Raw genomic sequence first — 14928 nt, forward strand, 5'->3', positions numbered from 1 at the left:
GGAAATTATTTATGACATCAAAAATAAAAAAAATTATAGCAAGAGAAATCATTGATTCACGAGGAAATCCAACTATAGAATCAGAAGTACATCTTGAAAACGGATCTATAGGAAGAGCATCAGTACCTTCTGGTGCATCTACTGGAACCAAAGAAGCATTAGAATTAAGAGATCATGATAAAAAATATTTTTCTGGAAAAGGAGTTTATAAAGCAATTAAAAATGTTAATAAACATATAAATCAAAATTTATATCATCAAGATGCTTTAAATCAAAAAAATATAGACGAAATAATGATTAATTTAGATGGAACAAAGAATAAATCAAAATTAGGAGCAAATTCTATATTATCTGTTTCTTTAGCTAATGCAAAAGCAGCTGCGTCTTATAAAAAAATTCCTTTATATCAACATATATCTGAATTAAATGCAACTCCTGGAATATTTTCCATGCCTTTACCTATGATGAATATTATTAATGGAGGTAAACATGCCAACAATAATATTGATATTCAAGAATTTATGATTCAACCTGTTTCAGCAAATAGTATAAAAGAAGCTATAAAAATGGGTTGTGATGTATTTCATTCTTTATATGAAATTTTAAAATTAAATAAATTTAATACATCTGTTGGAGATGAAGGAGGATTTGCTCCTAATTTACAATCTAATCAAGAAGCATTAGAATTAATCGAAAAATCTATAAAAAAATCTGGTTATGAATTAGGAAAAGACATATTTTTATCAATAGATTGCGCAGCATCAGAATTATATAATCAAAAAAATAAAACTTATACATTATCTGGAGAAAAAAAAATTTTTGATTCTAAAGAATTTACACATTATTTAGAACATCTTACAACAATGTATCCTATATCTTCTATAGAAGATGGACAAAGTGAACTAGATTGGGAAGGATTTGCATACCAAACTAAAAAATTAGGATCTAAAATTCAATTAGTTGGAGATGATTTATTTGTTACAAATACTACAATTTTTAAAAAAGGAATTGAAAAAAACATTGCAAATGCAATATTAATTAAACCAAATCAAATAGGAACATTAACAGAAACTTTGCAAGCAATTAAAATGGCTAAAAAATATAATTATGCTGTTATCATTTCTCATAGATCAGGAGAAACAGAAGATACAACAATTTCTGATATAGCAGTAGGAACAAACGCAGGACAAATAAAAACAGGTTCACTATGTAGAACAGATAGAACAGCAAAATATAACCAATTAATGCGTATAGAAGAATCTTTAGGATTAGAAAAAGCTCCTTTTTGGTATAAAAAAATTAAAAAAACATAAATATAAATTATCATTCATAAAATATATTAGTTAATATTAAAAATATTATTAGTATTGACTAGTATATTGTTATAAATATTTTATTAAACAATAATTCAAAAATTCATTTAATGATTAAATACACATTTCACAACGTATATAATAATTTATTAATTATTTAGAGAAAAAATATCAAAAATATAATACCTATTATGATAAATAAAGGAACAAAATAATCAGGTAATAAGACGTTTATACAAAAATTTTAATAATTTTTTTGATATTTTATCTAAACTTTCTGTTCCGTCAATATTATAATCTGGACTATCTGGAGATTCATATTCTTCTTGTATTCCCGTGAAATCATTAATTTCTCCTTTTAATGATTTTAAATATAAATTTTTAGGATCTCTTTCTTTACAAATATTAATTGGAGTATTTACAAAAATTTCTAAAAAATTTTTTTTTCCTATAATATTTTTAGCTTGATCTCGATGTTTTTGATAAGGGGAAATTAAAGTTACTAAAACTAGTAAACCAGCATCGACCATTAACTTCGCTACTTCTGCAACTCTTCTAATATTTTCTTGTCTATCTGCTATATTAAAACTTAAATCTTTACATAATCCAGTTCTGATATTATCACCATCTAATAAATATGTATTTATTTTTTTTTGATATAGCAAATGTTCTAAAAATCCAGCTATAGTAGATTTACCAGATCCTGATAATCCAGTAAACCATAATACAAAAGCATTGTGTTGATTTCTCATAATTCTAAGTTTTTTATCTATATAATGTTTATGCCAAAAAACATTTTTTAAATTAGAAATATTCATAACTAAAATTTTCTCAATATTGATTTTCGTTTATACTTTCCAATGAGGGAAATAAATTTTTACTAATTTTTTTAAATCTTGTTCAAACATAATCATACGATTACTATCATTATTCTCTTTATTTTGATATACAACTTTTTGAACCATTCCAGCTCCAATTGTTGCATTAGTATATGGATCAATGATAATAAAACTTCCTAAATTTTTATTATTAACATAAGAATCACATATAACTAAATCGTCAAAAAAAATTTCCAATAATCCTATTTCATTTAAACATAAACTAGTAGCATTTTTTTTATGTAAATTAGTAATATCAATTTTATATTGAATATTTTTAATCATTCCTCTGGTTTTTTTACAATGAATTTTAATATCATAAAAAGTACAAAAACTTAATGGAATAGTACTCATCCAAACAATTGTAGCTAAAATATTTTTTGTCGGAATTAATTTGGAATCAGCATCGACTAAAACATCACCTCTAGTAATATCTAAGTCATTTTTAATAGTTACAGTAACAGGATCACCTTCATATGCTTGTTGCATATTATTATCATAAGATATTAATTGATCAATGGTAGTATATAAATTGTTTGGTAATACCTTTATTTTTTTTCCTGAAAATATTTTGCCTGAAGAAACAGTTCCTGTATAACCTCTAAATTCCGAATTGGTACGATTAACATATTGAATAGGTAAAATTAAATGATCACTTTTTTTCTTTTTTTTAATTTCAATATTTTCTAATATTTGTAACAACGTCATACCTGTGTACCAAGAAGCACAATTGTGAGAAGTAACAACATTTTCTCCATTTAAAGCAGATATGGGAATAAAATATATTATTAAATTATTAGATAAATTTTTACTAAAATTAATAAATTCATGTTTTATTTTATTAAAAATATTTTGATTATAATCAATTAAATCCATTTTATTAATTGTAACAATAATATGACGTATACCTAATAATGTTGTAATAAACGCATGTCTAAAAGTTTGTTCCATTAATCCTTTTTTTACATCTATTAAGAGTATTGCAACATCACATGTAGATGCACCTGTTACCATATTACAAGTATATTGTGCATGACCAGGAGTATCTGAAATAATAAATTTTCTATTTTTTGTATAAAAATATCGATATGCAACATCTATTGTAATACCTTGTTCTCTTTCTGCTTGCAATCCATCTACCAATAAAGCATAATCTATTTCTTTTCCTTGAGTACCATGTTTTTTACTATCTTGACGTAAAGAATCTAATTGATCTGTATAAATTTGTTTAGTATCATATAATAAACGACCAATTAATGTACTTTTTCCATCATCAACACTTCCACAAGTTAAAAAACGCAATATTTTTTTGTTATTTTGAGTATTCATCCATTCCAAATTAAGTATTTCATGTTTTTTTTGATTATAAATATTAATACTCATACTTTTTAATCCTTAAAAATATCCTTTTTTCTTTTTAAATTCCATGGAATCTGATGCATTATGATCAATCATTCTTCCTGTACGTTCACTAGTATGCATTAATAACATTTCTTGTATAATATCGGATAAAGTAGTCGCATTAGATTTAATTGCACTAGTTAAAGGCCAACATCCTAAAGTTCTAAAACGAATATTTCTTAATTTTATTTTTTCATTTTTATTTAACTGTATTCTATCATCATCTATCATTAATAGCATTTTATTTCTTTTTATAGTAGGACGCTTTTTTGAAAAATATAAAGGAACAATTTCAATATTTTCTAAATATATATATTGCCAAATATCTAATTCAGTCCAATTAGATAATGGAAACACTCGAATACTTTCTCCTTGAAATATTTGTCCATTATAAATATTCCATAACTCTGGTCTTTGCTTTTTAGGGTCCCATTTATGCCATATATCTCGAAAAGAATAAATACGTTCTTTAGAACGAGATTTTTCCTCATCTCTTCTTGCACCACCGAATGCCGCATCAAATTTGTATTTTTCTATTGCTTGTTTTAATGCATCTGTTTTCATAATTTCAGTATACTTTGCAACATCTTTATTGTAAAAAGGATTTAAAACATGTTTTTTCCCTTCTTCATTGATATGAATTATTAAATCAATATCCATTTTTTTAATTAATAAATCTCGAAAAGTATACATTTCTCGAAATTTCCATTGAGTATCAATATGTAATAATGGAAAGGGAATTTTCCCAGGATAAAAAGCTTTTTTTGCTAAATGTAGCATAACAGAAGAATCTTTACCAAGAGAATATAACATGACTGGATTGATAAATTCAGATGCTACTTCTCTAATAATTGAGATACTTTCTGATTCTAATTGAGTCAAATAAGTAAACCCTTTTTTTTTCATAAATATACCTTAATATAACTAAATTTGAGTGAAAATATTATTTTTATCAATATAAATATTTTTATTAAACCAATGAAATTTTTCATAAAATTTCACAACATCTCCTATAATTAATAAAATTGGAGTATTTAATTTAATATTATAATTTGTTAAGACACTTAATGATTTAATTAAAACAATTTGATTTGTTGTCGTCGCTTGACTAATTACAGCTACAGGTGTATTTTTAGATAACCCTTTTTTTATTAAATTTAATGCAATAAAATGAGCATACATTTTTCCCATATAAATCACAATCGTATATTTTTTAATATTTTTTTCAAAAATATTAAAACAATCGAAATTATATTTATGTCCTGTAATAAAAATAATACCTTCAGCAATATTACGATAAGTTAATGGAATTCCTGAAAAAGCTGCAGCACCAATTGCAGTAGTAATTCCTGGAATTACTTGAAAATCAACATTTTTTTTATATATATAATCTAATTCTTCCCCTCCTCTTCCAAATATAAATGCATCCCCACCTTTTAAACGCACTACTTTTTTTCCTTGTAGTGCATGATATACTAATAATTTCTGAATTTTTTTTTGTGTATAAATATATTTATTCCTTTCTTTTCCAATACAAATACGATCTGCATCTCTTCGTATTAAATCTAATATTTTTTTTCCAACTAAACGATCATAAAATACGATATCTGCATTTTGTAAAACTTGTAATCCATCTAATGTTAATAAACCAACCTTACCTGGACCAGCTCCTACTAAAGAAATAATACCTTGAGAAAAGTTAGAGTTACAAATTATTTTTTTAAAAACAGACATAGCATTACACATATTATTATTTAATATATGATTAAAAAAAACACTTTTAAATAATTTTTCCCAAAAATATCTTCTCCTCTCTATTTTTTTAAAAAAATATTGTATTTTTACTCTCCACTTTTTTGCAAAATATGCAATTTTATTAATCCCAAAAGGGATAATAGATTCAATTTTTTCTCTTATTAATTTTAGTAGTACTGGCGAAGTACCAGAAGATGATAAAGAAATTAATATAGGATTACGATCGATAATAGAAGGAAAAATACAAGAACAATTATCAATATCATCTACTGAATTTACAAATAAACATTTTTTTGTAGCTAATTTAAAAATATATTGATTTAAAATAGTATTATTAGTCGCAATTATAACTAAAAAAATATTATTTAAATATTTTTTTAAAAATATAGTATCAATCCATTCTATTTTTTTTTTTTCAAATAATAATTGTAAATCTGCACAAAGTGTTTTAGATACTATTTTTATATTACCCTGAGATTTCATTAATAAATTAATTTTTCTTAAAGCTATTTTTCCCCCTCCTATTACTAAAATGTTTTTTTCTTTTAATTTTAAAAAAATAGGAAAATAATTCATACAATCCTTAACAAAATATACTAAAAAATGTAAAATAATTAATATTTTTGAAATTTTGTCATACTTAAAAAAAATAAAAAATTCAAATTGATTAATTTCTTTTAAATATAAATTTATTAATTTATAATATTTTGATAAAAAACATTAATATATTTCAAATTGAATGCATGTGTTTATATTAATATTTGTTCTTTTCATGTAAACCACATTCTCTTTTTAATCCAAAAAAACGTGTTTCTGATTCTAACATTCCAGATTGAAAAGGAATAGTAGTATGTATATCTCCAACAGAAATATAACCTTTTTTATATAAAGGATGTATATCAAGTTGATAATATGTAGTATAATCATCTATCATTTTTTGATTCCAATCAAAAATTGGTAAAAATTTAAAAATATTTTGATGCAAATTTAAAATAGAAAAAGAGGAACGTATATTCGATTGATTAAATCTTAATCCCGCAAACCATGTATTCACACTTAAATCTTTTAAAGCTCGTTTCATAGGATCAACTTTATTCAAATTGTTATATAATTCAATTCCAGTTAATCCTTTTTTCCATAATTTTCCATAACGCACCTCTTGCCAAGCAGATGAAATTTTTGGACGAAAAATTTTCAAATTTAATTCTAATTTTTTTGATATTTTATCAATAAAATGATAAGTTTCTGGAAATAAATATCCAGTATCAATTATAACAACAGGAATGTCTTTTTTTTGTTGTATCATTAAATGTAAAGAAACTAATGAATGAATACCAAAACTAGAAGTTAAAATGTGTACACCTGGAAGATTTTCTAAAGCCCAAGATATTCTTTCTTTGGCTGACATATTTTTTAAAATTATATTTTGTGTATACAAAAAATTTTTTTTTTCGTTTAATGTTAAATTATTGACATTATTTAAATTAATCACGTTTTAACCTTTTATTATATTTTATTTTTTCCAAAAATCATTAAAAGAATCAATCACTTCCAACACTATTTTTTTTCTAATAACAAAATCACCAAAATCTTCTTTTGTTTGACGTTCTGAAGACCATAAGAATATTAACTTATCCAGATGTTTAAAAATTGCATTTTCATCAAGGTTTTCTAAATATAAATGTGGAATTCGTGTTCCAATTTTATTACCACCTAAATATAAATTATATTTTCCAAACGATTTACCTACTAAAGCAATTTCTGCTAATAAAGCTCTAGCACAACCATTCGGGCAACCAGTAATACGAAATACTATATATTCATGATTAATATTATACTTTATTAGAAGTAATTCTAATTTATTAACAAAATTATCTAATACTCTTTCTGCTTCTGCCATTGCTAATGGACATGTAGGAAAAGAAACACAAGCCATGGAATTTTTTCTTACATTAGAGAATGAATTATCTATATTATATTTTTGTAATAATTTTGTAATATTTATTTTATTTTCAGTAGAAATTTCAGATATAATAATATTTTGGTTAGCAGTGATACGAAATGAACCTTTATGTATTTGAGCTATTTTTTGTAAACACTCTCCTAATTTTAAATCAATGGTATTAACTATTCTTCCTTGAGGAATAAATAAAGTGTAATACCATAATTGATCTTGACCCTTTAACCAACCAAATCTATCTCCTCGAGAAATAAAATGATAAGGTTTAGATTTTTCAAAAAAAACATTTGCTCTTTTTTCAATTTCTTTTTTAAAAATTTGTAATCCTACTCTTTTTATTGTATATCTTGTTTTTGCTTGTTTTCTATTAGTTCTATCTCCCCAATCTCTTTGAATAGTTACAACAGATTGAATAACAGAAAAAATATTTTTATAATCAATAAAACCTATATCTTTACTAATAGCAGGAACTGTTGCATGATTACTGTGTTCAAAAGACAACCCTCCTCCTAATAATAAATTAAATCCTAAAATAGTAGTATTGTGAACATCAATAATAGCAACTAAACTCATATCATTAGCATGAATATCTATATCATTATATGGAGGAATTACAATACTAATTTTAAATTTTCTTGGTAAATAAAATTTTGTTAATATAGGTTCTTCTTCATATGTTTTAAATATTTTTTTTTTATCTAACCAAATTTCAGCATAAGCATTAGTTTTTGGAAGTAATAAATCTGAAACTTTTTTTGAAAACTCATAAATTTGATGATGTATAATAGTTTCATTAGGATTAGATGTACAAATCACATTTCTATTAACATCATTAGCAGTTGCTAAAGAATCTAAACCCACTTCATTCAACATTTTATGTGTATTTTTTAATTTATTTTTTAAAATTCCATGTAATTGAAAAGTTTGTCGATTAGTAAGTCTTATACTTTTATAAAAAGTACAATTTAATGCAAAATCATAAATTTTTAACCATTGTTTTGAAGTAATTACTCCTCCTGGCAAACGACATCTAAGCATCATAGTATATTTTGGTTCTAATTTTTGTTCTATCCTTTCTTTGCGGAGATCTCGATCATCTTGTTGATACATCCCATGAAAACGAATAAGATAAAAATTATCTCCTTTAAATCCATTTGTTAATGAATCTAATAAATCATCTGAAATTGTACCCCTGAGATAATTACTTTCACCTTTCATTCTTTCATAATCGCTTAACTGACCTTGTACAACTAATGAATTATTTTTGTATTTTTTCATTAATATATATCTCTTTGATAACGTTTGCTCGTTCTTAACATATTTAAAAAATCATTCGATTGCTCTGTATTTGTTCCATTATATTGACAAATTATTTTTATTAAAGCTAATTCTACATCTTTTGCCATGTTTGTAGCATTGCCACATACATAAATATAAGCTTCATCATTATAAATCCATTTCCATAATTCTTCTGATTTTTCTAACATTTTCTCTTGAATATATATTTTATGATCAAAATCCTGAGACCATGCTAAATCTATATTATTTAATAATCCTTGCTTATGATATAATTGCCATTCTTGTTGATATAAAAAATCTTCACTTGATTGTTGATTTCCAAAAAAAAGCCAATTTTTTCCTAATGCATTTCTATTATCTCTTTCTTGAATAAATGATCTAAAAGGAGCAATTCCAGTCCCAGATCCTATCATAATAATAGGAATATTATTATTTATAGGTAACTTAAAATTATTATTTTTTTCTATAAAAATTTTTATTTTGGAAACATCTGGAATTGTTTTTGATAAATATCCTGAAGCACCTCCCAAATATTTTTTTCCAGAACAAATATTGTGTACTACATTTACAGTAATATGTATTTCTTCATTATTTTCTAATTGAGATGAAGATATAGAATAAAATCTAGGTTTTAAAGGATGTAATAATTCAATTAAATTTTGTGCAGAAAGACAAGTAGGAAATTGACGAAACATATGTACTAAAGGCATATTTTTTATGTAAGATTGTAAAAATTTTATATCATTATTCATATTAATTAAATGTGGATCTTTACTTAAAAAAGAATATTTTTTAAAAATTACACTACTATTTGTAGTTAATTCATAATCAAATTTTAAAGCATGAAATATAGTTTTTTGTATATTTTTTATATTAACTATTTCATTTTTTTTTATTTTCAATATCTCTAATATTTCATTAATCAATGAATCATCATTTTCATACCAAATACCTACAGAATCTCCCGGATTATATTGAATTTCTGAATCTTTTATATGTAATTCCAAATGTCTTACGTCTTTATTAGAATATCTTCCTGTAATTTTTTGATTAGTTAGTAAAGTAGATAAATAAGGATTAACTTTACTCCAAATTGAATGATTTAATTGATTTTGTTGATTGTTAGAAGTACACTTATCTAATGTTTGATTTGATGTTTCAAAAAAAAATTTTTTTTGAATAATCTGAATTAAATTTGTACACCATTGATTTGATATCTCTTCATAATTAACATCAGCATCAATTCTTTCTAACAATGGTTTTGCTCCTGCATCGAAAAAAATTTTGTCGAATGTTTTTCCAGCTTGACAAAAATGTTCATAAGAAGAATCTCCTAAACCAAAAATACAATATTGTAAATTTTTTAAATAAGTAATTTTTTTAGATGTTAAAAAATGATACATAGGTAAAGCAATTTCAGGAGGTTCTCCTTCTCCATGAGTTGATATAATTAATATTAAAATTTTTTCTGAATTAATTTTTTTAAATTTATATTCATGAGCATTAAATAATTTTACTGGTATATTATAATGTAAGCATTTTCTTTCAAGTTTTTCTGATAAACTTCTAGCATTACCAGTTTGAGAAGCAGAAATAATTGTTATATGATTATTATTTTTTTTATTAATTAAACTTTTTTTTTCTTCTCCTGTTTTTTTCAATATAATTTTTTTTTGAGATAAACCACAAAAAAAACCAGATAACCAAGTACATTGATTACTAGTTAATTTATTTGTAAAACTATTCAGTAATTTTATTTGTTCGTCAGTAAAAGGATAGACTGATAAATCATCTATTTTTTTTATCATAACGTATACATCCTAATTATCCTATATTGATTATTATCTAAAATATTTCATAAGTACTGTTATAATTATAAGATTTATTTTGTTTATTAAAATATAATATAAATATTTTAAAATAAAAAGTGGAATTAAAAAAATTAATTGCATAAAAAATAATAAAAAATCGACTATTTTTTGATATATATATAAAATATATTAACATTTTTAAATCTGTGTGTCACAATAAGTAATCCTTTCATAAAGAAAGAGTTCAATATAAAAAGTTACAATAATTAATATAATTCAACATATAAAAAGAATAATTTTTTGTAATTAAAAAAATAAAAAATTTTTCACTTTATTTATTTCATCTTACATAATTAAACAAAAAACTGTTATGAAAAAATTTTTTTTAATCGTATTTATATGTATATTTTTTTACCAACATGCTATGTGTCAAGAGATGGAAAAAGAAAACAACGTCATTTTCTTACAACAAAAAAAAATTAATAATAATTCTATAAAAATTTTTTTCTCTTTTTTTTGTCCTCATTGCTATATACTTGAAACAAATGATATATTAAATGAAATATTAGAAAATGCTAAAAAAAATAAAATTCAAATCCAATATTATCATATTGATTTTAACAAAAGTAAATTAGGATTAATGTTAAATAAAGCTTGGATAATAGCAAAATTATTACACATACAAGAAAAAATAAAAAAACCAATATTTTTAGGTATACAAGAATTAAATACTATTTATGATTATGCAACATTAAAAAAAGTGTTTATAGAATCTGCTCATATATCTTCTGAAATATATGATTCATATTGGAATAGTATTACTGTAGAAATATTAATTAAAAAAAATGAACAAGAAATAAAAAATTTACCAATCACAGATATTCCTGCAATATTAATTTATGAAAAATATTTAATTAATTTTCCATTTCAATCATATATTATAAAAAGTGATTTATTAAATCAATATTTTCGACAAATCAATTCAATAATAAAAAAATCAATTATTAATTAATAATATAAAAAACTAACATTATAAACAATATTGTTTTATATATTCTATAAATAATTTTTTTTTAAAAAGGAAAAATATTTTGATTAATAATCATAAAAAAAAAGTATTAATCATTGATGGTCATGTTTATTTTTATCAATCTTATTATGCTTATCCTTTATTAAAAAATGACAAAGGAGAAAATTGTGGTGCAATATATGGATTTTTAAAAAAAATAAAAACCTTAATATTAAATTTTCAACCAAAAAAAATCATTATAGTATTTGATACTCCTTTGCCAACTTTTCGACATACGTTATTTAGCGATTACAAAAGTAATAGAAATAAAATGCCATCATTATTACAACAGCAAATAATTCCTCTAAAATCAATTATTTTAGCTATGGGAATTCCAATAATTACTCTTCCTCATGTTGAAGCAGATGATATAATAGGAACATTAACACATTTAGGATCCAAAAAAAATGAAACAATATTAATATGTAGTAATGATAATGATATGAACCAATTAATTAATAAAAATGTTATAAGAATTAATAACAAAATGAAAATTATTGGAATTCAAGAAATTAAAAAAAAATATGAAATACTTCCTCAATATTTACCACATGTATCAGCATTAATGGGAGATAAGTCGGACAACATACCTGGAATTTATGGAATAGGAAAAAAAATTGCTACTATTTTAATCAAAAAATTTAATACAATTAATATATTGTATGAAAATATAAATATAATAAAAAATATGAATATTAGAGGAACATTAAATATAATAAAAAATTTGAAAGAACAAAAAAAAACAGCTTTTTTATCTTTAAAATTAGTTACAATTAACAATAAAATCAATATCGAAAAAAAATGGAACGAATTAAATTGTATAACCCCAAATATAAAACTATTAAATTTATTTTTCAAACAATATCAATTTAAATCTTGGTTAATAGATATAAACAACAATTTTGGATTAATACGATATATAGAAAATATAAAAGTTTAACTATAAAAATTATAGGAATAATCAACAATAATATGTTTAATATAAAAAAAAAAAGTTGGATAGATGTTATTCTTAATGCCAAAATAATTGCATTTATTATACAAATTAATAAAAAAAAAAAATTACATGCATTAATTTCACAATAAATAAAAACACAACTATTTACATTAAATTTAAAAAAGACAATAATCACTTTAATCAACTGATCAGTCAAAAAATAGAATTAAAAGTTTTTAAAAAAGTGTTTGAAAATAAAAAAATAACAAAAATTACTTATAATGTAAAATTACAATATAAAATTTTACAACAATATAATATTAAATTATCAGATAATACTCATGATATTTTATTAGAAAACTATGTATTAAAAGGATTAATCAAAATTAATCATTGTATTGAACAAATTCATCAAGAATTAATGTTATATGAACATTTTTTATTAAAAACAAATAAAAAACATCTTGGTAATTTTAAAATAAATATTAAAGATACTTCTCATTGTATTTTTCAAACACATCAAGAAAATAAGAAATATTTTAAAAAAGAAATAAAATTACATTCAATTTTATATGATATTGAAAAACCAATAACGAAAATATTATATATAATGGAAAATAATGGAGTACTGTTAAATAAAGAAAAATTAAAAATACAATCACACAATATACAAAATAAATTAAAAATATTAAAAAACAACGCTTATAAATTAGCTAATGAAAAATTTAATATTTTATCTAATGAACAAACAAGAATTATTTTATTTAATAAACTTAAATATAAAACCATTACCAAAACTCCTACAGGTAAAAATTCTATTAATGAAGCAGTATTACAAAGACTGTCTGAAAAATATATTTTACCAAAAATAATTTTGGAATATCGAAAATTATATAAATTAAAATCTAATTATCTTGATAAATTAATAACAATGATTAATAAAAAAACAGGAAGAATACATACTTCCTACCATCAACATTCTACTACAACCGGTAGATTAACTTCTTTTTACCCTAATCTTCAAAATATTCCAAAAAAAACATTAGAAGCAGAAAAAATTAGAGAAGCTTTTATAGCTCCTCATGATCATGTTATTGTAACTGTAGATTATTCTCAAATTGAATTACGTATATTAGCACATTTTTCAAAAGATCAAAATTTAATTAAATCTTTTCGAAAAAATATTGATGTACATAATGCAACAGCATCAAATATTTTTAATATTGAAATACATCAAGTTACTATACAACAACGTCAAATTGCAAAAACAATAAACTTTTCTTTAATTTATGGCATTACTCCTTTTGGTTTATCAAAAAAATTAAATATAACAATTTATCAAGCAAAACAATATATTCATATGTATTTTGAAAAATATCATGGAATTTTAAATTTTATTCAAAAAACCCTCGATTACACTTCCAAGAAAGGATATGTAAAAACTTTATTTGGAAGAAAAATTTATATACCTAACATTAATTCTAAAAATTCTAACATTAGAAAAGCAGCAGAAAGAGCATGTATAAATGCTCCAATGCAAGGAACAACAGCTGATATAATTAAAAAAGCCATGATTAAAATACATAAATATTTATATTTAAATAAATTTGAACAAGGAAAAATGATTATTCAAGTACATGATGAATTAATATTCGAAATTAAAACACAACATATAAAAACAACAACAAATAACATCCGTACAATTATGGAAAATATAACTACACTTGATATTCCTTTACTAGTACATATAGGAATAGGAAAAAATTGGAATGAAGCTAATAATACTCAAATTGTATAATTGATAATATAAATATTTATGTATTATAATATGTCGATAAAAAATTTTTTACATCAAATATTCCAAGATGTAATGTAGATGAAAATAAAATTACAGAAACTTTTTTATGTATTAATAAACATTCTTTTTTAATCTTAAACATTTTTCTTTCTCGTATAGATTTAGAAAACTTATCTGATTTAGTTAATGTTATTAATATTGGAAGATTTTTTTTATTTAATATGTTTATTATTGTATAATCTTCTTTTCTAAAAGAACGTCGAATATCTACTAACAGTACTACTGCTTTTAATGATTTCCTATATATTAAATATTTTATTATCAATTTTTTTAAAGTATTTTTTAAATTTTGAGAAAAGTTTGAGTAACCATATCCTGGTAAATCTACTAAATATTTTTTTTTAGCAATTTTAAAAAAATTAATTGTACGTGTACTACCTGGAGTCTTACTAACTCGTGCTAATTTATGTTGATTCGTTAAAAAATTGATCATGCTGGATTTTCCAACATTTGAATAACCTATAAAAGCAATTTCAATGTTATTATCACACTTAAGTTGATTCATACAAGTAATACTTGTAGAAAAAATAGTTGATGTATAACTATTAAATATCATACATATCCTTATTATTAATAGTAATATCATTATATTAAAAAAATTTTTACAACAAAATGAATTAAAATAATACTAATCTAATTTATCAAAA

At 22.3% G+C, this 14928-nt stretch carries 12 protein-coding genes; 4 read left to right on the top strand and 8 right to left on the bottom strand.

Features of this window, described 5'->3' with window-relative positions:
* The first annotated feature begins 11 nt into the window (after nt 1–11).
* Nucleotides 12–1313: a phosphopyruvate hydratase gene (gene eno / locus D9V80_RS01635; protein ID WP_158353590.1), complete on the top strand. Its 1302-nt coding sequence runs from the start codon at nt 12–14 to the stop codon at nt 1311–1313.
* 215 nt (nt 1314–1528) lie between these two features.
* Here eno and cysC read toward each other — a convergent pair whose 3' ends face one another.
* From cysC to D9V80_RS01670, 7 genes are all read right to left on the bottom strand, one after another.
* On the bottom strand, nt 1529–2131 hold the full coding sequence (gene cysC / locus D9V80_RS01640; RefSeq protein ID WP_158353592.1) for an adenylyl-sulfate kinase: 603 nt from the start codon (nt 2129–2131) through the stop codon (nt 1529–1531).
* 30 nt (nt 2132–2161) lie between these two features.
* Complete coding sequence (gene cysN / locus D9V80_RS01645; protein WP_158353594.1) at nt 2162–3574, bottom strand: sulfate adenylyltransferase subunit CysN; 1413 nt, start codon at nt 3572–3574, stop codon at nt 2162–2164.
* 12 nt (nt 3575–3586) lie between these two features.
* On the bottom strand, nt 3587–4498 hold the full coding sequence (gene cysD / locus D9V80_RS01650; protein WP_158353596.1) for a sulfate adenylyltransferase subunit CysD: 912 nt from the start codon (nt 4496–4498) through the stop codon (nt 3587–3589).
* Between the two features lie 18 nt (nt 4499–4516).
* Entirely contained in the window at nt 4517–5923 is a 1407-nt protein-coding gene (gene cysG, locus D9V80_RS01655; protein WP_158353598.1) for a siroheme synthase CysG, read from the bottom strand.
* A gap of 178 nt (nt 5924–6101) precedes the next feature.
* Complete coding sequence (locus D9V80_RS01660; RefSeq protein WP_158353600.1) at nt 6102–6839, bottom strand: phosphoadenylyl-sulfate reductase; 738 nt, start codon at nt 6837–6839, stop codon at nt 6102–6104.
* Nucleotides 6840–6860: 21 nt separating this feature from the next.
* A complete protein-coding gene (gene cysI / locus D9V80_RS01665) occupies nt 6861–8585 on the bottom strand; it encodes an assimilatory sulfite reductase (NADPH) hemoprotein subunit (protein WP_158353602.1) in 1725 nt (574 codons plus the stop codon).
* A complete protein-coding gene (locus tag D9V80_RS01670; protein WP_158353604.1) occupies nt 8585–10414 on the bottom strand; it encodes an assimilatory sulfite reductase (NADPH) flavoprotein subunit in 1830 nt (609 codons plus the stop codon). Before D9V80_RS01670 ends, cysI begins: the two co-directional genes overlap by 1 nt.
* Nucleotides 10415–10787: 373 nt before the next feature.
* On the opposite strand from D9V80_RS01670, the gene D9V80_RS01675 reads away from it, so the two are divergent.
* The 3 genes from D9V80_RS01675 (at nt 10788) to D9V80_RS01685 (ending at nt 14221) form a co-directional block, all read left to right on the top strand.
* On the top strand, nt 10788–11429 hold the full coding sequence (locus D9V80_RS01675) for a DsbA family protein (RefSeq protein WP_158353607.1): 642 nt from the start codon (nt 10788–10790) through the stop codon (nt 11427–11429).
* Nucleotides 11430–11508: 79 nt separating this feature from the next.
* On the top strand, nt 11509–12426 hold the full coding sequence (locus D9V80_RS01680; protein WP_158353609.1) for a 5'-3' exonuclease H3TH domain-containing protein: 918 nt from the start codon (nt 11509–11511) through the stop codon (nt 12424–12426).
* 241 nt (nt 12427–12667) lie between these two features.
* Nucleotides 12668–14221 (top strand): DNA polymerase, encoded by a 1554-nt coding sequence (locus D9V80_RS01685; protein ID WP_158353611.1) that lies wholly within the window; start codon nt 12668–12670, stop codon nt 14219–14221.
* Nucleotides 14222–14237: 16 nt separating this feature from the next.
* Here the strand turns inward: D9V80_RS01685 and yihA are convergent, their stop codons facing one another.
* Nucleotides 14238–14837, bottom strand: coding sequence for a ribosome biogenesis GTP-binding protein YihA/YsxC (gene yihA / locus D9V80_RS01690; RefSeq protein ID WP_187306485.1), 600 nt, complete (start codon nt 14835–14837; stop codon nt 14238–14240).
* Nucleotides 14838–14928 lie beyond the last annotated feature (91 nt).

The organism is Buchnera aphidicola (Thelaxes californica), assembly GCF_005080825.1.
Lineage (GTDB): Bacteria > Pseudomonadota > Gammaproteobacteria > Enterobacterales > Enterobacteriaceae > Buchnera_I > Buchnera_I aphidicola_V.